The following is a 25,600-nucleotide window of genomic DNA, read 5'->3' on the forward strand; positions in this document are numbered from 1 at the left end:
CGTGTCAGTCCTGTCTCGGCGGGGCGGCCCACCAGGTGTCGATGGCCCACGATTCGCCTTGGGCATAGGGCGGCATGTCGGCCGGGCGCTGCAGCCGCCACGCGTTGTAGGCCATGCGGTGCGTGGACGCCGACCACTGCGGGATCAGCACATGGCTGTGCGCGACCGCGCGGTCGAGCGCGCGGCACGCGGCGAGGAAATCGGGCTTGGTGGCCGCGCCCACCATGCGCGCGATCAGCCGGTCGACCGCGGGGTTGGCCAGGCCCGCGTAGTTGCCCGAGTCGGGCGTCTTCGCGGCCTCGCTGCCGAAGATGTCGGCGTACTCCGCGCCCGGGTTGGGCGTGCCCTGGAAGTTGATCGAGATGATGTCGAAATCGAAGGTGCGCAGGCGCTGCTGGTACAGCGCGAAATCGACCGGCCGGAAACGCAGCGTGACGCCGAGCTTTTGCAGGTTGCGGATCCAGGGCGAAACCACGCGCGCGCCGGTCTCGGCGCTGTCGAGGTACTCGAGCTCCAGCGGCTGGCCTTGGGCATTGCGCAGCACGCCGTCCTGCACCGTCCAGCCCGCTTCGCGCAGCAGGGCCTGGGCCTTGCGCAGATTGCCGCGCAGCGAATCGGCGCCGTCGGTGCGCGGCGGCGCGTACATAGGGCCGAACACCGCGGGCGGCAGTTGCTCGCGGCCGGCTTCGAGCAGGGCGAGCTCGGGTGGCGCGGGCAGGCCGTCGGCCGCGCATTCGGTGTTGCCGAACAGGCCGCGCACGCGCTGGTAGGCGCCGTAGAACATCTGGCGGTTCATCCACTCGTAGTCGAGCGCCAGGCCCAGGGCCTCGCGCACGCGGATGTCGTCGAGCGGCTTGCGCCGGGTGTTGAGCACATAGCTCTGGAACCCCGTCGGCAGCTTGTGCGCGAACTCGCCCTTGACGAGCTCGCCGCTGTCGAACTTGCGGCCGTTCACGCGGCGCGCCCAGTCGCCTGCCGAGAAGAAGCGCATGAGGTCGAACTCGCCCGCCTTGAGGGCTTCGAGGCGCGCCGTGCTGTCCTTGTAGATCTTGACGGTGATGCGGTCGAAGTTGGCCGTGCCGCGGCGCACCGGCAGGTCGCGCGCCCAGTAGCCGGGGTCGCGCACGTAGGTGATGTCGCGGCCGAACTTCACCGGGCCGATCTTGTAGGGCCCGCTGCCGATGGGCACGTCCATCACCACCTTGTCGAAGGTCTTGCGCTGGCCCGTGGCCGGGTCGATCTGATTGCCCCACTGGCGGCTGAAGATGGGGATGCCGCCGACCGTGAGCGGCAGCTCGCGGTTGGGCACCTTGAAGCGAAAGCGCACCATGCGCTCGCCCAGCACGTCCAGGCCCGCCACGTCGGCGAGGATGGTCTTGTACGCGGGCGAGGTGTGCGGCCCGAGCAGGGTGTCGAAGCTGAACTTCACGTCGGCCGCGAGCACCGGGTCGCCGTTGTGGAAGCGCGCGGTGTTGCGCAGCCGGAAGGTAACCGACAGGCCGTCGGGCGCGGCCTGCACGTCTTCGGCCAGCAGGCCGTAGGCGGCGCCGGTTTCATCGAGCGCGCCCGTGAGCAGGCTGTCGAACATCAGGCCGCTCAGGTAGGCGGGCGCGCTGCCGCGCAGCGTGAAGGGGTTGTACTTGTCGAAGGTGCTCGTGCGCAGGTTGCTCACGAGGCGCAGTTCACCGCCCTTGGGCGCCTGCGGGTTCACGTAGTCGAAATGGCTGAAGCCGTTCGGGTACTTGAGCTCGCCCCACAGCGCATAGCCGTGTGCGGCCCGGGCGGCCGGCACCGCCACCGCCAGCGAGGCCCCCAGCAGCAGTCCGGCGGTCCAACGGGCCAGGGTTCTGCGTAAAAGGGGTGCGGGTACCTGCATGCGACAATTCTGCGGCAAATTTTTCTGGAGTCAGCACCATGGGTTTTCTCGCCGGCAAGCGCTTCCTGATCACGGGCGTGTTGTCCAACCGGTCCATCGCCTACGGCATCGCCAAGGCCTGCCACGCACAGGGCGCCGAGCTCGCCTTCAGCTACGTGGGTGAGCGTTTCAAGGATCGGATCACCGAATTCGCGGCCGAGTTCAACTCCACGCTGGTGTTCGATTGCGACGTGGGCGACGACGCCCAGATCGAGGCCATGTTCACCGAGCTGGGCAAGACCTGGCCCAAGTTCGACGGCTTCGTGCACGCCATCGGCTTCGCGCCGCGCGAGGCCATCGCGGGCGACTTCCTCGACGGCCTCTCGCGCGAGGCCTTCAAGATCGCCCACGACATCAGCGCCTACAGCTTCCCGGGCATGGCCAAGGCCGCCCTGCCCTACCTGAGCGACAAGGCCGCGCTGCTCACGCTGAGCTACCTGGGCGCCGTGCGGGCCGTGCCCAACTACAACACCATGGGCTTGGCCAAGGCCAGCCTGGAGGCCTCGGTGCGCTACCTGGCCGAATCGCTGGGCCCCAAGGGCATGCGTGTGAACGGCATCAGCGCCGGCCCGATCAAGACGCTCGCGGCCAGCGGCATCAAGGGCTTCGGCAAGCTGCTCAACCTTGTGGCCGACGTGTCGCCGATCCGCCGCAACGTGACCATCGAAGACGTGGGCAACGTGGCGGCCTTTCTGCTGTCGGACCTCTCGGCCGGCGTGACCGCCGAGATCATCTACGTGGACGGCGGTTTCAGCCAGCTCGTGGGCGATTCGAGCCAGGTCGCCTGAGGCCTGGCCCCGCGCGTGAAAGCCTGGCTCAGGCTTTCACGCAGTCGGCGAAGTAGGCCTTGCGCCCGTCTTCGCCCACCACCTCCACGAGGCCGTGGATGTCGGTCTCGAAGCCCGGGCACTCGCGCGCGAACTCGCGGTTGAACTTGAGGTAGTCGACGATCTTGCGGTTGAAGACCTCGCCCGGGATCAGCAGCGGAATGCCCGGCGGGTACGGCGTGACCAGGCTGGTGGTGATGCGGCCTTCGAGCTCGTCGATGGCCACGCGCTCGGTGCGGCGCTGCGCGATGCACGCAAAGGCATCGCTGGGCTTCATGGCGGGCGTGAGGTCGCTCAGGTACATCTCAGTGGTCAGGCGCGCGATGTCGTGGCGCGCGTACAGCGTGTGCACGTGCTGGCACAGGTCGCGCAGGCCCATCTGCTCGTAGCGCGGCTGCTTGGCGCAGAACTCCGGCATGATGCGCCACATCGGCTGGTTCTTCTCGTAGTCGTCCTTGAACTGCTGCAGCGCGGTCAGCAGCGTGTTCCAGCGGCCCTTGGTGATGCCGATGGTGAACATGATGAAGAAGCTGTAGAGGCCGGTCTTCTCCACCACCACGCCGTGCTCGGCGAGGAACTTGGTGACGATGGACGCGGGAATGCCCGTTTCACCGAAGCTGCCGTCGAGCTTGAGGCCCGGCGTGACGATGGTGGCCTTGATCGGGTCGAGCATGTTGAAGCCCGGCGCCATGTCGCCGAAGCCGTGCCAGTCGCGCTCGGTGTGCTGCTCCGCCGCGCCGTCGCGGCGGCGGTTGAGCACCCAGTCGCGTGACTCACCGATGCCTTCGTCGGTGAGGTGGTCGGGGCCCCAGACCTGGAACCACCAGTCGTCTTCGCCGAACTCGGCCTCGACCTTGCGCATGGCGCGGCGGAAATCGAGCGCCTCGAGCAGGCTTTCTTCCACCAGCGCACGGCCGCCCGGCGGCTCCATCATGGCCGCGGCCACGTCGCAGCTCGCAATGATCGCGTACTGCGGGCTGGTGCTGGTGTGCATCAGGTACGACTCGTTGAACAGGTGCCGGTCGAGCTTGACGTTCTGCGAGTCCTGCACGAGCACATGGCTGGCCTGGCTGATGCCCGCGAGCAGCTTGTGGATGGACTGCGTGGCGTACACCACCGACTCGAGCGGTCGCGCGCGCTTCTTGCCCATGGCGTGGTAGTTGCCATAGAAGGGATGGAAGGCCGCGTGCGGCAGCCAGGCCTCGTCGAAGTGCAGGTTGGCCACGTAGCCATCGAGCATCTGCTTGATGGCCTCGGTGTTGTAGAGCACGCCGTCGTAGGTGCTCTGCGTGATCGTGAGCACCCGCGGCTTCACCGCGTCCGCGTCCACGCCGGCCAGCAGCGGGTTGTTGCGGATCTTGTCGCGGATGGCCTCGATCTCGAACTCGCTTTGCGGGATCGGGCCGATGATGCCGTAGTGGTTGCGCGTGGGCTTGAGGAAGACGGGGATCGCGCCCGTCATGATGATGCTGTGGAGGATGGACTTGTGGCAGTTGCGGTCCACCAGCACCACGTCGCCCGGGGCCACCGTGTGGTGCCACACCATCTTGTTGCTGGTGCTGGTGCCGTTGGTGACGAAGAAGCAGTGGTCGGCGTTGAAGATGCGTGCCGCGTTGCGCTCGGACGCCCCGATGGCGCCGTTGTGGTCGAGCAGCTGGCCCAGTTCTTCCACCGCGTTGCACACGTCGGCGCGCAGCATGTTCTCGCCGAAGAACTGGTGGAACATCTGGCCCACCGGCGTTTTCAGGAAGGCCACGCCGCCCGAGTGGCCGGGGCAGTGCCACGAGTACGAGCCGTCTTCCGCGTAGTCGAGCAGCGCCTTGAAGAACGGGGGCTGAATGCCTTCGAGGTAGCTCTTGGCCTCGCGGATGATGTGGCGCGCCACGAACTCCGGCGTGTCCTCGAACATGTGGATGAAACCGTGCAGCTCGCGCAGGATGTCGTTGGGCAGGTGGCGGCTGGTCTTGGTCTCGCCGTAGATGTAGATCGGCACGTCGGCGTTCTTGCGCCGCACCTCGCCGATGAAGTTGCGCAGGTTGAGCACCGCGGGGTCGAGGTCGGGGCCCTGGGTGAATTCCTCGTCGTCGATGGAGAGGATGAAGGCGCTCGCGCGGCTTTGCTGCTGGGCGAACTGCGACAGGTCGCCGTAGCTCGTCACGCCCACCACCTCCATGCCCTCGCTCTCGATGGCCTGCGCGAGCGCGCGGATGCCCAGACCCGAGGTGTTCTCGGAGCGAAAGTCCTCGTCGATGATGACGATGGGAAAGCGAAACTTCATGCGGTTCTCCAGCGAAGCGCGCAAGTGTACGGAAAACACGTGTCGCCCCGTCCGCAGGGCGGCCCGTTTGGCGCAGAATGCCCGCAGCCGGGCCACGGGGCACGGCGCATTCCAACAAGGAGGAAGTGGCTCATGGCCGAATCGACCTGGTGGTGGCTGCTGGCGGGCGCGCTCGTGGCCGCCGAACTGCTCACCGGCACGTTCTACCTGCTCATGCTCGCGCTCGGCGCGGTGGCGGGCGCGCTCGCTGCGCACCTGGGGCTGCCGCTCACGGGACAGATCGTGGTGGCCGCGGTGGTCGGCGCGGCCGCGGTGGCAGGCTGGTACCTCAAGTCGCGCCGCCGCGAAGGCGACCCCTCTGTGCGCAGCCTGCGCAGCGTCAACCTCGATGTGGGCGAGGTCATCCACGTCGACCAGTGGAACCCCGACGGCACCGCCACGGTCAAGTACCGCGGGGCCGCCTGGACCGTGATCCAGCGCCCCGGCAACGCGCCCTCGCCCGGCGCCTACCGCGTGACCGAGCTGGTGGGCAACCGCCTGCTGGTCGAGAAGGTCTGACCGCCCTCGCCCCCTTGCAACTTCCAGACAGAACAAGACCATGGAACTCGCCATCCTGCTCATCGTCATCGCCGTCATCTTCGTCACGCGGGCCGTCAAGATCGTGCCCCAGCAAACCGCCTGGGTGGTGGAGCGCCTGGGCAAGTACCACGCTTCGCTGGCCCCGGGTCTGAACATCGTCATTCCCTTCATCGACAAGGTCGCCTACAAGCACAGCCTGAAAGAGATCCCGCTCGATGTGCCGAGCCAGGTCTGCATCACGCGCGACAACACCCAGCTGCAGGTCGACGGCATCCTGTACTTCCAGGTGACCGACCCGATGCGCGCGAGCTACGGCTCGTCGAACTACATCGTGGCCGTGACCCAGCTCGCCCAGACCTCGCTGCGCTCGGTGATCGGCAAGCTCGAGCTCGACAAGACCTTCGAGGAGCGCGACATGATCAACGCCCAGGTGGTCTCGGCCATCGACGAGGCCGCGCTCAACTGGGGCGTGAAGGTGCTGCGCTACGAAATCAAGGACCTCACCCCGCCGGCCGAGATCCTGCGCGCCATGCAGGCCCAGATCACCGCGGAACGCGAAAAGCGCGCGCTGATCGCCGCGTCCGAAGGCCGCCGTCAGGAGCAGATCAACATCGCCACCGGCGAGCGCGAAGCCTTCATCGCGCGCTCCGAGGGCGAGAAGCAGGCCGAGATCAACAAGGCGCAGGGCGAGGCCGCGGCCATCATTTCGGTGGCCGAAGCCACGGCCAGCGCGATTCGCCAGGTGGCAGAAGCCATCCGCCAGCCCGGCGGCCAGGAAGCGGTGCAGCTCAAGGTGGCCGAAAAGGCGGTGGACGCCTACGGCAAGGTGGCCGCCGACGCCACCACCACGCTCATCGTGCCCAGCAACATGACCGAGGTCTCGGCCCTGATCGGCTCCGCCATGAAGATGGTGCAGGCCGGCACGCCCAAGGCCTGAGCCCGCACCGGAGCCGAAGACACCATGGACGACCTCGCGCACAACGTGCTCGGCGGCGAGCTTCAGGCCTGCTCGTTCGACCCGCTCACCGGCTTCTACCGCGACGGCTGCTGCCACACCGGCCCCGACGACGCCGGCACCCACGTGGTGTGCGCGCGTGTCACGAGCGATTTCCTCGCGTTCTCGGTGGCGCGCGGCAACGACCTCGTGACACCGCGTCCCCAATGGCGCTTCGCCGGCCTCAAACCCGGCGACCGCTGGTGCCTGTGCGTGAGCCGCTGGCTCGAAGCGCTCGAGGCCGGCGTGGCGCCCCCGGTGGTGCTCGAAGCCACCCACCAGAACACGCTGCAGCACGTGCCCCTGGAGGTGCTGCAGCAGCACGCCTGGCGCAAGACGGAGGACGGCCGCACGGCGGGCTGAGCTACAATCGCGGGCTTCGCGGAGAGGTGGATGAGCGGTTTAAGTCGCACGCCTGGAAAGCGTGTGTGGGTTAATCCCCACCGCGGGTTCGAATCCCGCCCTCTCCGCCAAATGCAAATGCGAGTGGCAAACCCAAGTGATGAACTTCACTTGGGTTTTTCTTTTTGCCGGTGCACAGAGCCCCAGCCCGCCATGAACACCGACCAACGCCTCACCGAACTCGAGATCAAGCTGTCTTACGCCGAGGACCTGCTCGATGAGCTCAACCTCACGGTCTACCGGCAGCGGCAACAGATCGATACCCTGATGGCGCAGGTGGCGGCCTTGCAGCAGCAGGCGCCCGAACCCGGTTCGGCGCCGCGCAACCCCGCGCACGAGCTGCCGCCGCACTACTGAAGGCCGTTGCGCGACAGACCGCGCAAGAAGTCGCCATTTGCCAGCGGCACAGCCGGTTTTCGGACCCGTTGCGCGCCAATGCGGCCGCGCGCTCAAACCCCGGCCTTGACTCGCTTAGACCCAAAAGTTACAATGCGAGCTTCCTAACAGCCAACAGCTTCTGTTGGCGCTCCAGGCGCTACTCGCGGATCGTTCTGCATCCCGTCGCGGCGCCGGTGCCCTGGCCGGGCTTTGCCCGGCCGCCCCGGCTGACCCTGCTCAGCCACCCGACGCCGCGTCGCGCCACACCGCTCAGCCCCCTCGACCAGGCCCGCTGAACGGCCTCCCTGGCGTGCCACAGGCTCTGGCTCGTCGTTGTTTCGTCGTCTTCAGTGCCTGCTGCGTGGCTGCGGTTCGCGGCCGCCTGCGCCCCGTTTCCACAGGCGGCCATTGCCCAAAGCCCACCGCACAGGAGGCCCGCCGCAATGGCAAAAGACATTCAGATCGACCACGTGTTCAAGGTCTTCGGCGACGAGCCCGAGGCCGCGCTCGCCCTTGTTCGCGAGGGCCACAGCAAGCAGGACATCCTCGCGCAAACCGGCCAGTCCATCGGCGTGTTCGACGCGCACTTCGAGATCAAGGCCGGCGAGATCTTCGTCATCATGGGCCTGTCGGGCTCGGGCAAGTCCACGCTGGTGCGGCTGCTCAACCGCCTGATCGAACCCAGCGCGGGCCGCGTCGTGATCGACGGCCGCAACATCTTCGAGCACAGCGACCGCGAGCTGCGCGCCCTGCGCCGCAAGGACATCAGCATGGTGTTCCAGTCGTTCGCGCTCATGCCGCACATGACGGTGCGCGAGAACACCGCCTTTGGCCTGCAGCTGGCTGGCGTGGACAAGGCCACGCGCCTGGCCCAGGCCGACGAGGCCCTGGCCCAGGTGGGCCTCGAAGGCTGGGGCGACAGCTACCCCGACGAGCTCTCGGGCGGCATGCAGCAGCGCGTGGGGCTGGCGCGCGCGCTCGCGTCCGACCCGTCCATCCTGCTCATGGACGAGGCCTTCTCCGCGCTCGACCCCATCATCCGCAGCGACATGCAGAGCGAGCTGTTGCGGCTGCAGCAGGTCAGGCGCCGCACCATCGTGTTCATCTCGCACGACCTCGACGAGGCCATGCGCATCGGCGACCGCATCGCCATCATGAAAGACGGGCAGGTGGTGCAGGTGGGCACGCCCGAAGAGATCCTGCGTCACCCGGCCGACGACTATGTGCGCAACTTCGTGCGCGGCGTGGACGCGGCCGCGGTGTTCAAGGCCGGCGACATCGCGCGACGCAGCCAGGTGGTGGTGGCCGAGAGCCCCACGCGCGGTTCGCGCGCCGCCCTGTCCATGCTCGAACAGCAGGACCGCGAGTACGCCTATGTGGTCGACCCGCAGCAGCGCTTCCTGGGCATGGTCTCGGCCGATTCCCTGCGCACCGCGCTCAAGGGCCACGAAGGCCCGCTGGGCCTGCAGCACGCCTTCCTGCCGGGCGTGCAGACCGTGGCGCACAGCCACCCCGTGAACGAGCTCTTCGGCCAGGTGGCGCAGTCGCCCTGGCCGCTGCCGGTGGTGGACGAGGCGGGCCGCTACGCCGGCGCCATCAGCAAGACCACGCTGCTGCGGTTCATGGACCGCGGCAGCGATTGACGACGGAGGACGATCCATGCAGACCCAAGACCCTTACCTTCAGGACACGACGGCCGGCGATGCCTGGTCCGCCAGCACGCAGCCCTCGGGCGGCGACTGGCTCGACGCGGCCGTGGCCGATGCGTCCACCAGCCCCGACGCCACGGGCTTCGCGCTCAACCAGCTCTGGGACGGCAGCCTGCCCGTGCAGGACTGGATCAACACCGGCCTGGCCTGGACGGTGGAGCACTTCCGCCCCTTCTTCCAGAGTGTGCGCGGTCCCATCGACGCCACGCTGGCCGGTGTGGAGACGGCGCTGCTGGCCGTGCCCACACCGGCCATGGTGGCGCTGCTCGGCCTCATCGCCTGGCAGTGCGCGGGCCGCGCCGTGGCCATCGGCGCGGTGGTGTCGCTCTTGCTCGTGGCCCTGCTGGGCATCTGGCCCGAGGCCATGGTCACGCTCTCGCTGGTGCTCACCTCGCTGGCTTTCTGTGTGCTCATCGGCCTGCCACTGGGCATCGCGCTCGCGGCCAGCGACCGCGCACAGCGCGTCATGCGGCCGCTGCTCGACGCCATGCAGACCACGCCGGCCTTCGTGTACCTGGTGCCGGTGGTGATGCTGTTCGGCATCGGCAACGTGCCGGGCGTGATCGTCACCATCGTGTTCGCGCTGCCGCCGCTGGTGCGCCTCACCACGCTGGGCATCCGGCAGGTGCGGCCCGATCTGGTCGAGGCCGCGCGCGCCTACGGCGCCTCGCCGTGGCAGCTGCTCACGCAGGTGCAATTGCCGCTGGCCATGCCCTCGATCATGGCCGGCATCAACCAGGCGCTCATGCTCTCGCTGTCCATGGTGGTCATCGCCTCCATGATCGCCGTGGGCGGTCTGGGCCAGATGGTGTTGCGCGGCATCGGCCGCCTCGACATGGGCCTGGCCACCGTGGGCGGGCTGGGCATCGTGCTGCTGGCCATCACGCTCGACCGCATCACCCAGGCCATGGGCCAGCCCCGCCGCGGTGCGCGCCACTGGTGGCAGACCGGCCCCGTGGGCCTGCTGCTGCGCGGCGTGCACCGGCTCGTGGCGCCGCCCCGCCCTGCGGCGCCAGCCGCCCGCGAACCCGGCGGCGTGCTCGCCACGCGCAGCCGCTGACCCCCAACCCGATTCCAACGACCCGACAAGGAGAAACCATGACCCGACTGTCCCCCCGCTTCCCGCTGTGGCGCGCCCTGCTCACCTGCGGCCTGATCGCCGCCTCTGCCACCGCCCCCGTGGCCGCGCGCGACCTGCCCGGCCAGGGCGTGACGGTGCAGCCCGTCAAGAGCTCGATCGCCGAAGAAGCCTTCCAGACCCTGCTGGTGGGCCGCGCGCTGCAACAGCTCGGCTACACCGTGCGCCCGGTGCGCGAGGTGGAGTACGCCACCGGCCATGTGGCCCTGGCCAACGGCGACGCCACCTTCATGGCCACCCACTGGGACCCGCTGCACGCCGACTTCTACAAGAACGCCGGCGGCGACGCCAAGCTCTCGCGCACCGGCGCGTTCTCGCCCGGCGCGGCCCAGGGCTACCTGATCGACAAGAAGACCGCCGACGCGCACAAGATCACCAACATCGCCCAGCTCAAGCAGCCCGAGATCGCCCGGCTGTTCGACACCGACGGCGACGGCCGGGCCGACCTCACGGGCTGCAACCCGGGCTGGGGTTGCGAGGCCGTGATCGAGCACCAGCTGGGCGCGTTCGGCCTGCGCGACACGGTGCGCCACGTGCAGGGCAGCTACGCCGCGCTCATGGCCGACACCATCGCCCGCCACCGGCAGGGCAAGCCCATCCTCTACTACACCTGGACGCCCTACTGGGTGAGCGGCGTGCTGCGCCCGGGCCGCGACGTGGTGTGGCTGCAGGTGCCGTTCTCGTCGCTGCCCGGCGAACAGGCCAAGCTCGACACCCGCCTGCCCAACGGCCAGAACTACGGCTTCGTGATCAACACCCAGCGCATCGTGGCCAACCGCGACTTCGTGCAGAAGAACCCGGCCGCGGCCAAGCTGTTCGAGGTCATGACGCTGCCAGTGGGCGACATCAACGCGCAGAACCTGCGCATGCGCGACGGCGAGAACAAGCCCGCCGACATCGAGCGCCACGTGGACGGCTGGATCAAGGCCAACCAGAAGACCTTCGACGGCTGGATCGATCAGGCCATGAAGGCGGCCAGGGACTGACCCCCCTCACAGCGTGACCAGCATGGCGACCACGGTGGCCGCCATGGCCGCCGTGGCCAGCCAGCCCAGCACGCGCAGCCGCCGGCCGATCGCGTGTTCGCCCATCACCCGCGGCCGCGAGGCCAGCAGCATCATCACCACCATGATGGGCACGGCGATCACGCCATTGAGCACGGCCGACCAGAACAGCTCGCGCACCGGGTCCATGGGCGTGAAGCTCAGCAGCACACCGCCCACGGTGGCCGCGGCGATCACACCGTAGAAGCCCTTGCCCTCACCCTTGTCGAGCCGCGCGCTCAGCGAGCCCTGCCAGCCCGCGGCCTCGGCCACCGCGTAACCGGCCGAGCCCGCGAGCACCGGCACCGCGAGCATGCCGGTGCCGATGATGCCCAGGCTGAACAGCAGGAAGGTGGCGTCCCCTGCGAGCGGGCGCAGCGCCTCGGCCGCCTGGGCCGAGGTCTGGATGTCGGTCACGCCGGCCACGTGCAGCGTGGCCGCGGTGCTCAGGATCACGAAGAAGGCAATGAGGTTGGAGAAGCCCATGCCCACGAAGGTGTCGAGCTTGATGCGGCGCAGGTGCGCGCGCACCTGCCCGCGCGTGGGCGCGGGGCCCTCGCGCACGTCTTCCATCTCCTGCGCGGCCTGCCAGAAGAACAGGTAGGGGCTGATGGTGGTGCCGAACACGGCCACCACGGTGAGCAAGGCCTCGTGGCCCAGCGTGAGCCGCGGCCACACGAGGTGCCCGAGCACCTCGCCCCAGTCGAGCCGCACGGTGAACACCACGGCCACGTACGACAGCAGCGCGAGCGTGAGCCACTTGAGCCAGCGCACGTACACGGCATAGGGCAGGAACACCTGCAGCACCAGGCAGGCCAGGCCGAAGGTGACGGCGTACACGTGCGCCGAGCCGCCGAGCAGCAGGCGCAGCGCCTCGGCCATGGCCGCAAGATCGGCCGCGATGTTGAGCGTGTTCGCCGCCAGCAGCAGGCCCACCACCATGAGCAGCACCGGCCGCGGGAACGACTCGCGGATGTTGGCCGCCAGGCCGCGCCGTGTGACGTGCCCGATGCGCGCGCTGACCACCTGGATCGCGGCCATCAGCGGCAGCGTGAACACCATGGTCCACAACATCGAGAAGCCGAACTGCGCGCCGGCCTGCGAGTAGGTGGCGATGCCGCTGGGGTCGTCGTCGGCGGCGCCGGTGATCAGGCCCGGGCCCAGTTGGCGAAGTCGGCGTCGCAGGTGGAGGCGGTGCAGGATGTTCATGGCACGCGCGGTTGTGCCAGACGCCGCGCACCGCGGCGTGCCGGCGCGCGCGCAGCGTCATTACATCTGTCATGGGGCGGTGCGGCGCTGCGCTAACCTCGCGGCATGCCCGACCTGCCGCCCGCCGACCTCCACAAGGCCGCCGACCTCATCGCCCAGGCCGACGGCCTCGTCGTGGCCGCGGGCGCGGGCATGGGCGTGGACTCGGGACTGCCCGATTTCCGCGGCCCCGAGGGCTTCTGGAACGCCTACCCTGCGCTCGGCCGCGCCGGCCTGGGCTTCACCGACATCGCCAACCCCGCGGCCTTCGCGCGCCACCCCGAACTGGCCTGGGGCTTTTATGGCCACCGGCTCGCGATGTACCGGCGCGTGCGGCCGCACGCGGGCTTCGCGCTGCTGCGGCGCTGGGGCGAGGCCACGCTGCACGGGCTCGCGGTGTTCACGAGCAACGTCGACGGCCAGTTCCAGGCCGCGGGCTTCAACGCCGCGCTGATCGAGGAATGCCACGGCTCGCTGCACCACCTGCAGTGCACCCGGCCCTGCAGCGACACGGTCTGGCCGGCCGACGGCTTCGAGCCCGAGGTCGACGAAGCGCGCTGCGAGTTGCTCAACGCGCCACCGCGCTGCCCGCGCTGCGGCGCGCTCGCGCGGCCCAACGTGCTCATGTTCGGCGACGCCCAATGGCTGGCGCAGCGCCAGGCCGACCAGCGCGACCGGCTGGTGCACTGGCTCGCGCACTGCGAGCGGCCGCTGGTGATCGAGATCGGCGCGGGCACCGCGGTGCCCACGGTGCGGCACTTCTCGCACGCGGTGATCCGCTCGCACGCGGGGCGGCTGCTGCGCGTGAACCCATTGGCCCCGGCGGTGCCGGGCTCGCTCGATCTCGGCCTTGCGGGCCCGGCGCTCGCCACGCTCGAGGCGATCGACCGGCAGTTGCCGTGATCAGCGCGCCGCCATCAGGCGCAGCGCGTCGGCCACCATCGAGCCGCCCGTGGCCACCAGCAGCACGCACACCAGCCGCTTGAGCATGGCCGGCGACAACGGCGGCGGCCGGCGCGCCGACCAGGTGGTGACCAGCACCACCACGGGCACGGCGATCAGCGCGAGACCCGCCGACTGGCGCGAGAAGCCGCCCGTGGACAGCACCACCAGGAGCCGCACCAGCGCGCCCGCGCCGAACAGGTAGACCAGCGAGGCCTGGATGCGCTCGGTGGTCCATGGCTGGCGGTAGAACTGGTACACCAGGGGCGGGCCCGCGGTGGAGAACAGCCCGCCCATGAGGCCCGACACGAAGCCCACCGACACGAAGGCCGCGGTCGACGAGGGTGCCGGCAGCGGCCGCGCCGCGCGCCAGAGCAGCGCCGCACAGCCCACGATGCTCAGGCCCAGCAGCAGGCGAAGCACCTGGTAGGCGCTGCCCAGCACCCAGGAGAGCGCGAGCACGCCCACCACCGTGCCGAGCAGGCTCGCGCCCAGCGCGGGCCGCAGCAGCGGGTCCAGCCGCAGCGCGCCGCGGCGGTGCAGGAACACCCCCGCGTTGATCAGCGAGATGATGGACAGCACGTTCACCACGTCGTTGAGCGGGTAGAGGTCGATCGCGCCCACCAGGCCCAGCAGCACCAGGGCGAGCGCGAAGCCGGTGAGGCTTTGCACGTAGACCGCGATGGCCACGAACAAGAGGTACAGGGCAATGCCGGTCATGCGCGCAGACAGCCGGGCGGGTCAGAGAAAACGCGCGATCTGCTCGACGTCCTCGGGAAAGAGCTGGCCGTCTTCGGCCATCACGACGCGGCTGTCGCGGCCGAGCACCACGGTCACCGGCAGCGACTTGCCGGGCTTGGGCAGCACGGCGCCGGCCTGCCAGGCGCTCGGAAAGTTGTAGCCGCGCTGTTGCTGGTACTGGCGTGCGTCGTCGGCGCGGCGGTCGATCGACACCCCCAGCACATACAGGCCGCGCGCACGCTGCGCGGCCCAGAGCTTCTGCACGTGCGGCGACTGCAGGGCGCAGAACGGGCACCAGCTGGCCCACCAGTACAGCACCACCACCTGGCCCCGCGCTTCGGCGGCCTTGAAGGTGCTGCCATCGATCAGCGGCAGGTCGGCCAGTGCATAAGCGCTGCCCACCGCGGGCAGGGGCGCGCCCTCGCGCGCGCTCGCTGCGCCAGCGGCCAGCAAGGCCGAGGCACCTGCCAGGGCGCCCAGGGCGTCGCGGCGGCGCCAGCCGCGCGGGGGCTTGGGGTTCATGCGTCTCCTCGCTCTCGGTCGCCGGGCACGGGCCGGGCGGCCCGTTCCATCGATCCATCAGGGTTTGCGAATATATACCGCCCTTCTGCGCGAGAAACGTGGAACCCGCGGGGGTACGGCAGGATCGGCAAGAATGCGGGCGCGAACGCGCGGTGGTCGAACCGCCGGCGCACCGGTTGGTGAGAGGTACCCGGGCTGCGGCCCGGGTGCTTCCTTTGCAGCGCCAGGGCTTTGCCCTGGCGCTTTTTTCCGACGGTTTTGTGGGGTGGCGGGGGCCGGCCCACAATGCGCGCATGAACCGCCGTGACCTCTGCCTCGCCTCGCTGGCCCTGATGGGCGCCGGACCTGCCCTGGCGCAGACCGCCGCCTGCCCGGCCCTGCTCAACCACCGCTTCCCGCGCCTGCAGGACAGCGCGCCCCAGGACCTGTGCCAATACGCGGGCAAGGTGCTGCTGGTGGTGAACACCGCGAGCTACTGTGGCTTCACCTCGCAGTACGAAGGCCTGGAGGCGCTGTTCGCGAAGTACCGCGAGCGCGGCCTGGTGGTGCTGGGTTTTCCGTCCAACGATTTCCAGCAGGAAACCAACGACAAGCAGAAGATCGCCGAGCTGTGCTTCAACACCTACGGCGTGCGCTTCCCCATGTTCGAGCCGGGTGGCGTGCGCGGCGACAAGGCCAACCCGCTGTACCGCCAGCTCGCGCAGGCCACGGGCGTGGCGCCGCGCTGGAACTTCCACAAGTACCTGGTGGGCCGCGACGGCAAGGTGATCGACCAGTACGCGAGCAACACCGACCCCATGGGGCGCGCGCTCACGCAGGCGGTGGAGAAGGCGCTGGCGGCCAAGGGCTGAACACGCGCCGGCCTGCCGTCGCAAGAGCCGAAAAAAAAGCCACCGCAAGCGGTGGCTTTTTTGTGGCCGAAGGCCGCTGGATCAGCGGATCACGGCGATGGTGGTGCGCTGGCCGCCTTTGTAGGTCATCAGCGTGAGGGCGCCGTTCTTGATGTCGCCCTTCTCGTCGAACTCGATCTTGCCGGTCACGCCGTTGTAGCTGGTGGCCTTGAGCGCGGGCAGGTAGACCTTGGGATCGGCCGAGCCGGCGGTGACCATGGCGTTGGCCATGACCTTCACGGCGTCGTACACGTACGGGGCGTACACCTGAACGTCGGCGTTGAACTTGGTCTTGAAGTCGGCGCGGAACTTGTCCATGCCGGCCTTCTGTTCGCCTTCGACACCACCGGCCTCGGCGCAGAACACCTGCTCGTCGCTGATGCCGTCGCCGGCCAGCTTGGGCAGCTCGCTCGAGCAGATGCCGTCGCCGCCCATGAACTTGGCCTTGATGCCGAGCTGCTTCATCTGCTTGAGCATGGGGCCGGCCACGGCGTCCATGCCGCCGAAGAACACCACGTCGGGCTTCTTGGCCTTCAGGGTGGTCAGGATGGCGTTGAAGTCGGTCGCCTTGTCGTTGGTGAACTCGCGGCCCACCACGGTGCCGCCAGCGGCTTTCACGCCTTTTTCGAATTCGTCGGCGACGCCCTGGCCGTAGGCGGTGCGGTCGTCGATCACGGCCACGTTCTTGGCCTTGAGGGTTTCGATGGCGTACTTGCCGAGCGTGCCGCCCAGGTGCACGTCGTCAGCCACCACGCGGAACGCGCCCGCGAAGCCCTGGCGGGTGTACTTGGGGTTGGTCGCCGAGGGCGAAATCTGGGGGATGCCGGCGTCGTTGTAGAGCTGCGACGCGGGGATGGTGGTGCCCGAGTTCAGGTGGCCGATCACGCCGTTGACCTTGGCGTCGACCAGCTTCTGCGCGGCGGCCGTGCCCTGCTTGGGGTCGGCGGCGTCGTCTTCGGCCAGCAGTTCGAACTTGGCCTTGGCGCCACCGATGCTCAGGCCGGCGGCGTTGAGCTCTTCGATCGCCATGCGGGCGCCGTTTTCGTTGTCCTTACCCAGGTGGGCGATCGCGCCGCTGGTGGGGCCGACGTGACCGATCTTGACCACGACCTCGGCGGCCGGTGCGGGAGCGGCGGCCGGGGCGGCGGCGGCCGGGGCAGGAGCCTCTTCCTTCTTGCCACAGGCAGCCAGAGCAACGGCTGCGGCAAGCACTGCCAGTTTCATGTTCACTTGCATGGAAATTCCTCGGTAAGGATGGATTTGAATTGCGGAGGGAACGTTTTTTTCTCCACCGCGTGAATCTACTCCAATTCCGAAGCACTCCCGGCCGTTGCACGCCCCGCGAGGGCCCGTGACCAGGGTTTTCCACAGGAACTGGCGGGGCGCCGCAACACCCGCGCGGGCGCTGCGCCCTCAGCCCTGCGGATCGGCCTGCTTGAGGTCGTGCCGCTGCGGCTCGATGCCGGCCGCGACGTAGGCTCGCCAGCGCTGGCGCGCCGCCGCGCGATCGGCCTCGTCGAGCCCCACCACCTCGATCACGCGCTCGAAGCGCGCGGGCTCGGGCACGGGCTCGTCGTGCAGGTTCACGAGCACCGGCATGCCCTGCACCTCGGGCAGGCTGTCGGTGAGGCGGATGGGGGAGTGTTGCAGCACCGCGGGCGGATCGCCCGGGCGCGCGTGCGGCACGAAATCGCCCTGGCCCACGAGCCACACCAGGCGATCGAGCTCGTCAATCGCCGGGCGCGGCGCGAGCACCGCCACCCGGACCCCTTTGAGGTAGGCCTTGCGCAGCAGGCGCGCCGTGTAGGCGAGCCGGTCGGGCGCGTTGAAGTGGAAGGCGACTTCGGCCATGCGGCGGCGTCAGGCCTTGGCGCGGCGGCGCGCGGGCTTGGCCGGGGCGCGCTGCGACTCGCTCACCAGGTATTGCAGCAGCAGCGGCACGGGGCGGCCGGTGGCGCCCTTGGCCGCGCCGCCCTTCCAGGCCGTGCCCGCGATGTCCAGGTGCGCCCAGCGCAGTTCGGCGGTGAACTTCTGCAGGAACTTGGCCGCGGTGATGGCCCCGCCCGCGCGGCCCGCCACGTTGCCCATGTCGGCGAAGTTGCTCTTGAGGCCTTCGGCGTACTCGTCGTCGAGCGGCATGCGCCAGCACAGGTCGCCCACGGTCTCGCCGGCCACGCTCAAGTCGTCGGCCAGGGCGTCGTCGCTGCTGAACAGGCCGCTGCGCACCGCGCCCAGCGCGATCACGCAGGCGCCCGTGAGCGTGGCGATGTCGATCACCGCGCGCGGCTTGAAACGCGCCGCGTAGGTCAGCGCGTCGCACAGGATCAGGCGGCCCTCGGCGTCGGTGTTGAGGATCTCGATGGTCTGGCCGCTCATGCTCTTGACCACGTCGCCGGGCTTCACGGCCAGGCCGTCGGGCATGTTCTCGCAGCTCGGGATCAGGCCCACCACGTTGATGGCCGGCTTGAGCTCGGCCAGCGCCGCGAAGGTGCCGAGCACGCTGGCCGCGCCGCCCATGTCGAACTTCATCTCGTCCATTTCGGGCGCGGGCTTGAGGCTGATGCCGCCGGTGTCGAAGGTGATGCCCTTGCCCACCAGCACCACCGGGGCCTCGCCCTTGGGCGCGCCCTGGTAGTGCAGAACGATGAAGCGCAGCGGCTCGGCCGAGCCGCGCGCCACCGCCATGAACGAGCCCATGCCCAGGGCCTCGACCTGCTTGGGCCCGAGCACCTCGGCCTTGATCGCGCCGCCGCGGGCCAGCTTCTTCGCGGCCTCGCCGAGCAGCGTGGGCGTGGCGTGGTTGGCGGGGCGGTTGGCCCATTCCTTGGCGAACTCGACGCCGGCCACCAGGGCCTTGCCCAGGCGCAGGCCGTCGCGCAACGCGGCGGCGTCGCTCACGCCGAAGCTCACCCGCGCCAGCGCGCGCGGCTTGGCGCTGGGCTTGGTGGTGGTGAACACGTACGAGGCCTCGGCCGCGGCCTGGATGGCCGCGCGCAGGCCGTCGTTGTCCAGCGCCACCAACGTGGCCACCACGCCCAGGTGGGCCACGCCCGGACCCTTGAGCGCCTGCACCCCGGCGGTCACGGCCTTGCGCAGGGCCGTGGCGTCGGCCGCGCCGGCGCGCACCAGCAGCACCCGCGCCGCCTTGAAGCCCTCGGGCCGGTAGGCGGCGAGCAGCTTGCCCACGCCGGCTTCCAGGTCGCCCCCCTTGAGGGCCTGGGCCACCAGGCGGTGCAGCGGGGTGTCGCCCTTGGGCGCGGTGTCGGGCACGAGCACCAGCAGGGCATCGGCCGGGAATTCGGCGGCCTGTGCGGGGGTCAGGGTCTTGAGTTCGAAGTTCATAATCCGCTCTGGTTCTAACGACGATCGATGTTATTCCATTCATCCTTGCGCAGAGAGCTGGCCCGCAGCTTCGGGGCGACGCTGGTGATCCTGTTCACCATCGTGCTCACGATGCTGTTGATCCGCACCCTGGGCGCGGCGTCCAAAGGCAGCGTCAACCCCGAAGAGGTGATGCTGGTGCTGGGCTACACCGTGCTCGGCCGCATGCCCACGGTGCTCACGCTGGCGCTCTTCATCTCCATCGTGTTCACGCTCTCGCGCATGTACCGCGACAGCGAAATGATCATCTGGTTCGCCAGCGGCCGCTCGCTGGGGGGTTTTCTGCGGCCCATCCTGCGCTTCGCCTGGCCGGTGCTCATGGTGATCACGCTCATGGTGCTGCTGGTGTGGCCCTGGGCCAACCAGCAGGTGAACAACCTGCGCGACCGCTTCGAACGCCGCGGCGACCTCGAGCGCGTGGCGCCCGGCCAGTTCCAGGAGTCATCGAGCGGCCGGCGCGTGTTCTTCATCGACAAGGACACGGCCGACGGCACCGAGGGCCGCAACATCTTCATCTCGAGCACCGAGACCGACGGCCGCGAGACCGTGACCTCGGCGCGCTCGGGCCGCATCGAGTGGGACGGTGAACGCCAGCTGCTCATGCTCAACAACGGCCAGCGGCTCGAATCGCGCCCCAACGACGGCCTGCGCGTGAGCGAGTTCGCCGAGTACGGCACGCAGATCGGCGACGCCCTGCCCACGGGCAGCGCGGGCGTGGAGCTCAAGGCCCGGCCGAGCTGGGAGCTGGTGATGCAGCCCACCCAGGCCAACCTCGCCGAGCTGGGCTGGCGCATCGGCCTGGCGCTCACGGCCTTCAACTTCGTGCTGATCGCGCTGGCCACCACGGCGGGCAACCCGCGCGCGGGGCGCAGCGGCAACCTGTTCTTCACGCTGTTCGCCTTCGTCTTCTATTACAACCTGCTCAACATCGGGCAGAACTGGGTGGCGCGCGGCGTGATCGAGCTGATGCCCTACATGCTGGGCCTGCACGGCGGCGTGCTGCTGCTCACCCTGCTGTGGTTCTACAAGCGACACACCGGCGTGAGCCTGCGCACCCTGCTCGCGCAGTGGCTGGGCCGCCAGCGGGAGAAGCGCGCATGAAGACCATCCGCCGCCTCATTTACGGCGAGGTCTTCGCGGCCGTGTTCTTCGTGCTGCTCGCCTTTCTCTCGCTGTTCTTCTTCTTCGACCTGGTCGACGAGCTGCCCGATGTGGGCAAGAAGTCGGTGCTCGATCCGGCGCGCGTTTACAGCCTGGCCGACGCGCTGATCTACGTGGCGCTGCTGGTGCCCAGCCGCATCTACGAGCTCATGCCGATCGCGGTGCTGATCGGCTCGGTGTTCGTGCTCGCGCGGCTGGCCCAGGGCTCGGAGTACACCATCCTGCGCACCAGCGGCCTGGGCCCGTGGCGCGCGCTGCGCACCCTGCTGGGTCTGGGCTCGATCTTCGTGCTCGTGACCTTCGCGATGGGCGACTACGTGGCCCCGTTCGCCGACCGCGTGGCCCAGTTGCACAAGGCGCGCTTCGAAGGCGCGATCAGCCTCGGGCAGACCGGCGCCTGGCTGAAAGAGCGCCAGCCCTACAGCAGCTTCTCGGTCAACGTGGGCTCGCTGTCGGCCGAGGGCGGCCTGGGCAATGTGCGCATCTTCGAGTTCAACAACCAGGGCACGCTGGTGTCGACCCTGCGCGCCAAGACCGGCCAGATCGAGGCCGACGACAGCTGGACCCTGCACCAGGTGGAGCGGCGCGAGTTCGACGCCAGCGGCACCGGCGCCGCGCGCGTGGCGCGCACCCAGCACGACACCTTCCGCTGGCCCAGCGGCATCAACACCGAGATGGTGGCCGTGGCCCTGCTCAAGCCCGAGCGCATGCGCACCACCGACCTGTTCGCCTACATCCGGCACCTGCAGGCCAACGGCCAGACCGCGCAGCGCCACGAGATCGAGTTCTGGCGCAAGGTGTTCTACCCCTTGTCGTGCCTGGTGATGGTGGTGCTCGCCCTGCCCTTTGCCTACCTGCACTTCCGCTCGGGCAGCATCACGGGCTACGTGTTCGGCGGAGTGATGATCGGCATCAGCTTCTTCCTGCTCAACAACGTGTTCGGCTACATCGGCAACCTCAACCAGTGGCGGCCCTGGCTGGCCGCGGCTTCGCCCGCCCTGATCTATTCGGTGGTGTCGCTCGGGGCCTTCGGTTGGCTGGTGCTCAGGCGTTAGGAACCCCATGCTCGGCGTGATCGTTTTTGCCCATGGTTCGCGCGACCCGCTGTGGCGCGCGCCGGTCGAGGCCGTCGCGCGGCGCATCGCCGAGCGCGCGCCCGGCACGCTCGCGCGCACCGCCTACCTCGAGCTCACCGAGCCCGACCTGCCCAGCGCCGCGCGCGAGCTGGTGGCCGCGGGCGCCACCACGCTGCGCGTGCTGCCGCTGTTCTTCGGCATGGGCAAGCACGCGCGCGAAGACCTGCCGCAGCTGATGGACGCGCTGCAGCGCGAGCACCCGCAGGTGGTGTTCGAGCGCCTGCCCACCGCGGGCGAAGACCCGCAACTGATCGATCTGCTGGCCGCGCTGGCCGTCAAGGAGGGTGCATGAACCTGCACCAGTTCAAGTTCGTGCAGGAGGCGGTGCGCCGCAACCTCAACCTCACCGAGGCCGCCAAGGCGCTGCACACCTCGCAGCCTGGCGTGTCCAAGGCCATCATCGAACTCGAAGACGAGCTCGGCATCGAAATCTTTGCGCGCCACGGCAAGCGCATCAAGCGCGTGACCGAGCCCGGCCAGCAGGTGCTCAAGAGCATCGACGTGATCCTGCGCGAGGTGAACAACCTCAAGCGCATCGGCGAGCAGTACTCGGCGCAGGACAGCGGCACCCTGTCCATCGCCACCACGCACACCCAGGCGCGCTATGTGCTGCCCGGCCCGGTGGCCGCGCTGCGCCAGGCCTATCCCAAGGTGGGCATCAGCCTGCACCAGGGCTCGCCCGACCAGGTGGCGCGCATGCTGATCGAAGAGGTGGCCGAGATCGGCATGGCCACCGAGTCGCTGGTGAACTACCCCGAGCTCGTGACACTGCCGGCCTACGAATGGCAGCACGTGCTGGTGTTCCCCTTCGACCACCCGCTGCTCGCGCGCGAGCGCATCGACCTCGAAGACCTCGCCCAGGTGCCGCTGATCACCTACCACCCGAGCTTCACGGGCCGCACCCGCATCGACCAGGCCTTTGCGCTGCGCCACCTGCAGCCCAACATCGTGCTCGAGGCCATCGACTCCGACGTCATCAAGACCTACGTGAAGCTGGGCATGGGCGTGGGCATCGTGGCCGAGATGGCGGTCAAGGGCGAGAACCAGTCACCCGACCTCGTGGCCCGGCCCGCGGGCGCGCTGTTCGGCCACAACCTGGCGCGCGTGGCCTTCAAGCGCGGCACCTACCTGCGCCAGTTCGTGCTGCGCTTCGGCGAGCTGCTCTCCGATCGCCTCTCGCGCGATCTGATCCTTCGCGCCATGGCCGGCGAGCCCGACGAATACGACATCTGACGCCCCCTTCGAACACAACGCTCCCGAGACAAGCCCCATGGACGCCGCCACCTTGCCCCGCACCCCCGCCCTCGCCTCGCGCCTGCCCCAGGTGGGCACCACCATCTTCACCGTGATGTCGGCCCTGGCCAGCGAACACGGCGCGGTCAACCTGGGCCAGGGCTTCCCCGACTTCGGCTGCGACCCGGCGCTGCTCGACGCGGTCGACGCCGCCATGCGCGCGGGCCACAACCAGTACCCGCCCATGACCGGCGTGCCCGCGCTGCGCCAGGCCGTGGCCGACAAGGTCGAAAAGCTCTATGGCCGCCGCTACGACGCCAACACCGAGGTCACCGTGACCGCGGGCGCCACGCAGGCCATCCTCACCGCCATCCTGGCCGTGGTGCACCCGGGCGACGAGGTGATCGTGCTCGAGCCCTGCTACGACAGCTACGTGCCCAACATCGAGCTCGCGGGTGGTCGCGTGGTGCGCGTGCCGCTCACGCCCGGCAGCTTCCGGCCCGACTTCGACAAGATCGCCGCGGCCATCACGCCGCGCACGCGCGCGCTGCTCATCAACAGCCCGCACAACCCCAGCGGCATGTGCTGGACCGAGGCCGAGATGCGTGCGCTCGACGCGCTGCTCGCGCCCACCGACGTGCTGCTGATCAGCGACGAGGTGTATGAGCACATGGTGTTCGACGGCCTGCCGCACCAGAGCGCGGCGCGCTACCCGGGCCTGGCCGCGCGCGCCTTCATCGTCAGCAGCTTCGGCAAGACCTACCACGTGACCGGCTGGAAGGTGGGCACCGTGGTGGCGCCCGCGCCGCTCATGGCCGAGTTCCGCAAGGTGCACCAGTTCAACGTGTTCACGGTGAACACGCCCATGCAGCACGCGCTCGCGGCCTACATGGCCAACCCCGCGCCCTACCTCGACCTGCCGGCCTTCTACCAGCGCAAGCGCGACCTGTTCCGCGAAGGCCTGGCCGCCACGCGCTTTCGGCTGCTGCCCGGCGAAGGCACCTACTTCCAGTGCGTGGACATCTCGGCGCTCGCCGTGCCCGAGCGCGACCTGCCCGAAGCCGACTTCTGCCGCTGGCTCACGCAGGAGATCGGGGTCGCCGCCATCCCGCTCTCGGCCTTCTACGGCGACGGCTTCGACCAGAAGGTGGTGCGTTTCTGCTTCGCCAAGAAGGACGAAACCCTGGTCGAGGCGCTGAAGCGGCTGTCGCGGCTCTGAGGCCTCAGCAGCGAACGGGGTTGCGGCAGAAGCGTTCGAGCTCGCGCACCACGCTGCGCTCGGCCACGGCCTTGCGGCCCGAGGAGCCGGTTTCGAGGCTGAGCTTCATCTCGTACTTCTTGAAGAAGGCGTCGAACAGCTCGCCGCCCAGCGTGCCCGTGGCCGTGAGCTGGTCGGTGCGCGCATCGTGTTCGAGCAGCACCGCGCACAGCGGCTGCTCGGCCGGCCCGCCCAGCACCTGGGCGCCACGCGCGGGGTCGTACTGGCTGTGGTCGGCACAGCAGTGGATCAGGTCGTTGCCCTTGCTCGGCGTCTGCGGGTTGGCCACCGGGCCCTTGCGGAAGCTGATGAAGCTCAGCTCCCTGGTGGGGTAGACAAGCTGGTGCGCGCAGATGGCCGAGAAGGCCACCACGCTGCGCTTGGGCCCGACGCCGCCGGGCCATTCGTAGGCCTCGCGGCCCTTGGTCTGCAGCCGCGTGGGCACGGCGGGTTTGCCCAGGTCGAGCAGGAACACCGGCGTGGCCTCGAAGGGGTAATGAAAGACGTAGTTGGTCTGCGCCACGAGCCGGGACGCCTTGATCGGCTGGCCCAGTTCGTCCACCAGCAGCGCGCGGGCGTAGGTGCGGGCTTGCGCACTGGCGGCCCAGGCGGGCGCGCCCAGGGCGGCGCTGGCCAGGGCGGCCGCGCCGGTGGCGCAGGCGGCATTGAATTCGCGGCGGTCCATGGGGGGCTGTCTCCTGTTCGAAGGCGCGGGAAGGCCAGGGCAACAAACGGGCGGGCGGGCGGCGGACCGTGACCCAACACACACGGTGCGCGGGGAAATACCGCTCAAGTTTCCAGCGCCGAATCCGTTGAAGGTAAGCACGCGTACACCTGGAACCTAACAGGGCCCACCTTCCTTTACCCGGATTTCCCCCATGAACAGCTCCACCATCCGCCCCCCCTTCACCCTCTCGCGCCGCGCCAGCATGCACGGCCTGGCGGCGCTGCTCGCGGCGGCTGCCCTGGGGGTCTGGCAGCCGGCGCACGCCGCCGCCGACACCACGGTGATCGAAGCGGTGCAGTTGCCGGCCCAGATCGAACGCCAGGGCCAGCGCCGCGCGGCCGAGCCCGGCGCGCTGCTGCGCGAGGGCGACAAGGCGATCACCGCGGCCGGCTCGCGCATGCTGCTGCGCATGTCCGACCGCAGCACGGTGCGGCTGGGCGAGGCCACCGAGTTCCTGGTGCAGACCCTGCAGCGCTCGCCCCAGGACGGCGCGAGCCAGATCAGCGCCGGCTTCAAGCTCATCACCGGCGTGTTCCGCTACGCCACCGACTACTCGAGCAAGGTCGTGGGCAACAAGACCGACCTGAAGCTGGGCCTGGCCACCGCCACCGTGGGCATCCGCGGCACCGACTTCTGGGCCATGAGCGACGCCGACCACGACGCGGTCTGCGTGTTCGAGGGCCACGTGGCCGTGGAGCGCGGCGCCAGCGCCGTGGCCGACCTGCAAAAGCCCGGCGCGTTTTGGGTCACTTTCACGGGCAAGCCCGAAGCGCCGGCCGGCCAGGCCACGCCCGACCAGCTCGCCAAGTTCATCGGCCAGGCCGAGATGCGCCCGGGCCAGGGCGTGCTGCTGCAAGGCGGTGAATGGCGCCTGGTGGCCGCCGCCAACGCCACCGGCCCGCAAGCCAACGAGCTGCGCGAGCGCCTGCAGGCCGCGGGCTACCCGGCGCGCGTGGCGGGCCAGGGCAACGGCTTCGAGGTCCGCATCAACCAGTTCGCGAGCGAGCAGGACGCGCGCAGCGTGCTGGCCAAGCTCGCGCCGCTGGGCGTGACCCAGGGCAGCGTGGTGCGCGCGCGCTGAACGCGCAGCGGCCCCGC

25 protein-coding genes and 1 tRNA gene are annotated in these 25,600 nt (G+C 69.4%); 17 read left to right on the plus strand and 9 right to left on the minus strand.

Annotated features, from left to right (window positions below; all coding sequences use genetic code 11):
• Window positions 1–4: 4 nt before the first annotated feature.
• The gene (locus tag G9Q37_RS08120; RefSeq protein WP_240936571.1) at window positions 5–1,876 is read right to left on the minus strand and encodes an extracellular solute-binding protein; all 1,872 of its coding nucleotides are present in this window, start codon (window positions 1,874–1,876) and stop codon (window positions 5–7) included.
• Window positions 1,877–1,914: 38 nt separating this feature from the next.
• Between G9Q37_RS08120 and fabI the strand changes: the two genes are divergently transcribed.
• Window positions 1,915–2,703 carry an enoyl-ACP reductase FabI gene (fabI, locus tag G9Q37_RS08125; RefSeq protein WP_166226710.1) on the plus strand — a complete coding sequence of 263 codons (789 nt, stop codon included), beginning with the start codon at window positions 1,915–1,917 and terminating at the stop codon, window positions 2,701–2,703.
• Between the two features lie 28 nt (window positions 2,704–2,731).
• Here the strand turns inward: fabI and G9Q37_RS08130 are convergent, their stop codons facing one another.
• The gene (locus G9Q37_RS08130; protein WP_166226711.1) at window positions 2,732–5,020 is read right to left on the minus strand and encodes an arginine/lysine/ornithine decarboxylase; all 2,289 of its coding nucleotides are present in this window, start codon (window positions 5,018–5,020) and stop codon (window positions 2,732–2,734) included.
• A gap of 132 nt (window positions 5,021–5,152) precedes the next feature.
• Here G9Q37_RS08130 and G9Q37_RS08135 point away from each other — a divergent pair, with 132 nt between their 5' ends.
• The 8 genes from G9Q37_RS08135 to proX all read left to right on the plus strand — a co-directional run bounded on the left by G9Q37_RS08135 (window position 5,153) and on the right by proX (window position 11,206).
• On the plus strand, window positions 5,153–5,578 hold the full coding sequence (locus tag G9Q37_RS08135; protein ID WP_166226712.1) for an NfeD family protein: 426 nt from the start codon (window positions 5,153–5,155) through the stop codon (window positions 5,576–5,578).
• A 40-nt stretch (window positions 5,579–5,618) separates the two neighbouring features.
• On the plus strand, window positions 5,619–6,536 hold the full coding sequence (locus G9Q37_RS08140) for an SPFH domain-containing protein (protein ID WP_166226713.1): 918 nt from the start codon (window positions 5,619–5,621) through the stop codon (window positions 6,534–6,536).
• A 24-nt stretch (window positions 6,537–6,560) separates the two neighbouring features.
• Window positions 6,561–6,956, plus strand: coding sequence for a DUF2237 family protein (locus G9Q37_RS08145; RefSeq protein ID WP_166226714.1), 396 nt, complete (start codon window positions 6,561–6,563; stop codon window positions 6,954–6,956).
• A 20-nt stretch (window positions 6,957–6,976) separates the two neighbouring features.
• A tRNA-Ser gene (locus tag G9Q37_RS08150) sits at window positions 6,977–7,066 on the plus strand.
• A gap of 82 nt (window positions 7,067–7,148) precedes the next feature.
• Window positions 7,149–7,352 carry a SlyX family protein gene (locus G9Q37_RS08155; RefSeq protein ID WP_166226715.1) on the plus strand — a complete coding sequence of 68 codons (204 nt, stop codon included), beginning with the start codon at window positions 7,149–7,151 and terminating at the stop codon, window positions 7,350–7,352.
• A 464-nt stretch (window positions 7,353–7,816) separates the two neighbouring features.
• Window positions 7,817–9,016, plus strand: coding sequence for a glycine betaine/L-proline ABC transporter ATP-binding protein ProV (gene proV, locus G9Q37_RS08160; RefSeq protein WP_166226716.1), 1,200 nt, complete (start codon window positions 7,817–7,819; stop codon window positions 9,014–9,016).
• A gap of 16 nt (window positions 9,017–9,032) precedes the next feature.
• Window positions 9,033–10,142 carry a glycine betaine/L-proline ABC transporter permease ProW gene (gene proW / locus G9Q37_RS08165; RefSeq protein WP_166226717.1) on the plus strand — a complete coding sequence of 370 codons (1,110 nt, stop codon included), beginning with the start codon at window positions 9,033–9,035 and terminating at the stop codon, window positions 10,140–10,142.
• A gap of 38 nt (window positions 10,143–10,180) precedes the next feature.
• Entirely contained in the window at window positions 10,181–11,206 is a 1,026-nt protein-coding gene (gene proX, locus G9Q37_RS08170) for a glycine betaine/L-proline ABC transporter substrate-binding protein ProX (RefSeq protein ID WP_166226718.1), read from the plus strand.
• A 6-nt stretch (window positions 11,207–11,212) separates the two neighbouring features.
• Here the strand turns inward: proX and G9Q37_RS08175 are convergent, their stop codons facing one another.
• Complete coding sequence (locus tag G9Q37_RS08175) at window positions 11,213–12,472, minus strand: NRAMP family divalent metal transporter (RefSeq protein WP_205710736.1); 1,260 nt, start codon at window positions 12,470–12,472, stop codon at window positions 11,213–11,215.
• A gap of 105 nt (window positions 12,473–12,577) precedes the next feature.
• On the opposite strand from G9Q37_RS08175, the gene G9Q37_RS08180 reads away from it, so the two are divergent.
• Entirely contained in the window at window positions 12,578–13,414 is an 837-nt protein-coding gene (locus G9Q37_RS08180; protein WP_166226719.1) for an SIR2 family NAD-dependent protein deacylase, read from the plus strand.
• On the opposite strand, the gene G9Q37_RS08185 is transcribed toward G9Q37_RS08180, so the two are convergent.
• Both G9Q37_RS08185 and G9Q37_RS08190 read right to left on the minus strand, forming a co-directional pair.
• Complete coding sequence (locus G9Q37_RS08185) at window positions 13,415–14,173, minus strand: sulfite exporter TauE/SafE family protein (RefSeq protein WP_166226720.1); 759 nt, start codon at window positions 14,171–14,173, stop codon at window positions 13,415–13,417. It abuts the gene before it with no gap.
• A 21-nt stretch (window positions 14,174–14,194) separates the two neighbouring features.
• Entirely contained in the window at window positions 14,195–14,716 is a 522-nt protein-coding gene (locus G9Q37_RS08190) for a TlpA family protein disulfide reductase (protein ID WP_166226721.1), read from the minus strand.
• A gap of 293 nt (window positions 14,717–15,009) precedes the next feature.
• Here G9Q37_RS08190 and G9Q37_RS08195 point away from each other — a divergent pair, with 293 nt between their 5' ends.
• Window positions 15,010–15,567: a glutathione peroxidase gene (locus G9Q37_RS08195; RefSeq protein ID WP_420810310.1), complete on the plus strand. Its 558-nt coding sequence runs from the start codon at window positions 15,010–15,012 to the stop codon at window positions 15,565–15,567.
• Window positions 15,568–15,648: 81 nt separating this feature from the next.
• On the opposite strand, the gene G9Q37_RS08200 is transcribed toward G9Q37_RS08195, so the two are convergent.
• The 3 genes from G9Q37_RS08200 to G9Q37_RS08210 form a co-directional block, all read right to left on the minus strand.
• Window positions 15,649–16,842, minus strand: coding sequence for a branched-chain amino acid ABC transporter substrate-binding protein (locus tag G9Q37_RS08200; RefSeq protein ID WP_166226722.1), 1,194 nt, complete (start codon window positions 16,840–16,842; stop codon window positions 15,649–15,651).
• Window positions 16,843–17,019: 177 nt separating this feature from the next.
• Complete coding sequence (locus G9Q37_RS08205; protein WP_166226723.1) at window positions 17,020–17,457, minus strand: DNA polymerase III subunit chi; 438 nt, start codon at window positions 17,455–17,457, stop codon at window positions 17,020–17,022.
• A 9-nt stretch (window positions 17,458–17,466) separates the two neighbouring features.
• Window positions 17,467–18,948: a leucyl aminopeptidase gene (locus tag G9Q37_RS08210; protein WP_166226724.1), complete on the minus strand. Its 1,482-nt coding sequence runs from the start codon at window positions 18,946–18,948 to the stop codon at window positions 17,467–17,469.
• Between the two features lie 27 nt (window positions 18,949–18,975).
• Here G9Q37_RS08210 and lptF point away from each other — a divergent pair, with 27 nt between their 5' ends.
• From lptF to G9Q37_RS08235, 5 genes are read left to right on the plus strand one after another with little or no spacing between them, the layout of a single operon-like run.
• A complete protein-coding gene (lptF, locus tag G9Q37_RS08215) occupies window positions 18,976–20,088 on the plus strand; it encodes an LPS export ABC transporter permease LptF (protein ID WP_166226725.1) in 1,113 nt (370 codons plus the stop codon).
• The gene (gene lptG, locus G9Q37_RS08220; RefSeq protein ID WP_166226726.1) at window positions 20,085–21,203 is read left to right on the plus strand and encodes an LPS export ABC transporter permease LptG; all 1,119 of its coding nucleotides are present in this window, start codon (window positions 20,085–20,087) and stop codon (window positions 21,201–21,203) included. The genes lptF and lptG overlap by 4 nt, the downstream gene beginning before the upstream one ends.
• Before the next feature lie 7 nt (window positions 21,204–21,210).
• A complete protein-coding gene (locus G9Q37_RS08225) occupies window positions 21,211–21,576 on the plus strand; it encodes a sirohydrochlorin chelatase (protein ID WP_166226727.1) in 366 nt (121 codons plus the stop codon).
• Window positions 21,573–22,517: a CysB family HTH-type transcriptional regulator gene (locus tag G9Q37_RS08230; RefSeq protein WP_166226728.1), complete on the plus strand. Its 945-nt coding sequence runs from the start codon at window positions 21,573–21,575 to the stop codon at window positions 22,515–22,517. The genes G9Q37_RS08225 and G9Q37_RS08230 overlap by 4 nt, the downstream gene beginning before the upstream one ends.
• Before the next feature lie 37 nt (window positions 22,518–22,554).
• Window positions 22,555–23,736: a pyridoxal phosphate-dependent aminotransferase gene (locus G9Q37_RS08235; protein ID WP_166226729.1), complete on the plus strand. Its 1,182-nt coding sequence runs from the start codon at window positions 22,555–22,557 to the stop codon at window positions 23,734–23,736.
• A 4-nt stretch (window positions 23,737–23,740) separates the two neighbouring features.
• Here the strand turns inward: G9Q37_RS08235 and G9Q37_RS08240 are convergent, their stop codons facing one another.
• Window positions 23,741–24,460 (minus strand): Rieske (2Fe-2S) protein, encoded by a 720-nt coding sequence (locus G9Q37_RS08240; protein WP_166226730.1) that lies wholly within the window; start codon window positions 24,458–24,460, stop codon window positions 23,741–23,743.
• A 193-nt stretch (window positions 24,461–24,653) separates the two neighbouring features.
• Here G9Q37_RS08240 and G9Q37_RS08245 point away from each other — a divergent pair, with 193 nt between their 5' ends.
• On the plus strand, window positions 24,654–25,583 hold the full coding sequence (locus G9Q37_RS08245; RefSeq protein ID WP_166226731.1) for a FecR domain-containing protein: 930 nt from the start codon (window positions 24,654–24,656) through the stop codon (window positions 25,581–25,583).
• Window positions 25,584–25,600 lie beyond the last annotated feature (17 nt).

This window comes from Hydrogenophaga crocea (genome assembly GCF_011388215.1).
GTDB lineage: Bacteria > Pseudomonadota > Gammaproteobacteria > Burkholderiales > Burkholderiaceae_C > Hydrogenophaga > Hydrogenophaga crocea.

Coding starts and splice junctions, on each gene's coding strand:
- G9Q37_RS08230 (WP_166226728.1), top strand. CDS start 21,573: ATGAACCTGCACCAGTTCAAGTTCGTGCAGGAGGCGGTGCGCCGCAAC.
- proW (WP_166226717.1), top strand. CDS start 9,033: ATGCAGACCCAAGACCCTTACCTTCAGGACACGACGGCCGGCGATGCC.
- G9Q37_RS08210 (WP_166226724.1), bottom strand. CDS start 18,948: ATGAACTTCGAACTCAAGACCCTGACCCCCGCACAGGCCGCCGAATTC.
- G9Q37_RS08235 (WP_166226729.1), top strand. CDS start 22,555: ATGGACGCCGCCACCTTGCCCCGCACCCCCGCCCTCGCCTCGCGCCTG.
- G9Q37_RS08145 (WP_166226714.1), top strand. CDS start 6,561: ATGGACGACCTCGCGCACAACGTGCTCGGCGGCGAGCTTCAGGCCTGC.
- G9Q37_RS08185 (WP_166226720.1), bottom strand. CDS start 14,173: ATGACCGGCATTGCCCTGTACCTCTTGTTCGTGGCCATCGCGGTCTAC.
- G9Q37_RS08180 (WP_166226719.1), top strand. CDS start 12,578: ATGCCCGACCTGCCGCCCGCCGACCTCCACAAGGCCGCCGACCTCATC.
- G9Q37_RS08245 (WP_166226731.1), top strand. CDS start 24,654: ATGAACAGCTCCACCATCCGCCCCCCCTTCACCCTCTCGCGCCGCGCC.
- fabI (WP_166226710.1), top strand. CDS start 1,915: ATGGGTTTTCTCGCCGGCAAGCGCTTCCTGATCACGGGCGTGTTGTCC.
- proV (WP_166226716.1), top strand. CDS start 7,817: ATGGCAAAAGACATTCAGATCGACCACGTGTTCAAGGTCTTCGGCGAC.
- proX (WP_166226718.1), top strand. CDS start 10,181: ATGACCCGACTGTCCCCCCGCTTCCCGCTGTGGCGCGCCCTGCTCACC.
- G9Q37_RS08130 (WP_166226711.1), bottom strand. CDS start 5,020: ATGAAGTTTCGCTTTCCCATCGTCATCATCGACGAGGACTTTCGCTCC.
- G9Q37_RS08120 (WP_240936571.1), bottom strand. CDS start 1,876: ATGCAGGTACCCGCACCCCTTTTACGCAGAACCCTGGCCCGTTGGACC.
- G9Q37_RS08135 (WP_166226712.1), top strand. CDS start 5,153: ATGGCCGAATCGACCTGGTGGTGGCTGCTGGCGGGCGCGCTCGTGGCC.
- G9Q37_RS08190 (WP_166226721.1), bottom strand. CDS start 14,716: ATGAACCCCAAGCCCCCGCGCGGCTGGCGCCGCCGCGACGCCCTGGGC.
- G9Q37_RS08200 (WP_166226722.1), bottom strand. CDS start 16,842: ATGCAAGTGAACATGAAACTGGCAGTGCTTGCCGCAGCCGTTGCTCTG.
- G9Q37_RS08240 (WP_166226730.1), bottom strand. CDS start 24,460: ATGGACCGCCGCGAATTCAATGCCGCCTGCGCCACCGGCGCGGCCGCC.
- G9Q37_RS08155 (WP_166226715.1), top strand. CDS start 7,149: ATGAACACCGACCAACGCCTCACCGAACTCGAGATCAAGCTGTCTTAC.
- lptF (WP_166226725.1), top strand. CDS start 18,976: ATGTTATTCCATTCATCCTTGCGCAGAGAGCTGGCCCGCAGCTTCGGG.
- G9Q37_RS08225 (WP_166226727.1), top strand. CDS start 21,211: ATGCTCGGCGTGATCGTTTTTGCCCATGGTTCGCGCGACCCGCTGTGG.
- G9Q37_RS08195 (WP_420810310.1), top strand. CDS start 15,010: ATGAACCGCCGTGACCTCTGCCTCGCCTCGCTGGCCCTGATGGGCGCC.
- G9Q37_RS08205 (WP_166226723.1), bottom strand. CDS start 17,457: ATGGCCGAAGTCGCCTTCCACTTCAACGCGCCCGACCGGCTCGCCTAC.
- lptG (WP_166226726.1), top strand. CDS start 20,085: ATGAAGACCATCCGCCGCCTCATTTACGGCGAGGTCTTCGCGGCCGTG.
- G9Q37_RS08175 (WP_205710736.1), bottom strand. CDS start 12,472: ATGAACATCCTGCACCGCCTCCACCTGCGACGCCGACTTCGCCAACTG.
- G9Q37_RS08140 (WP_166226713.1), top strand. CDS start 5,619: ATGGAACTCGCCATCCTGCTCATCGTCATCGCCGTCATCTTCGTCACG.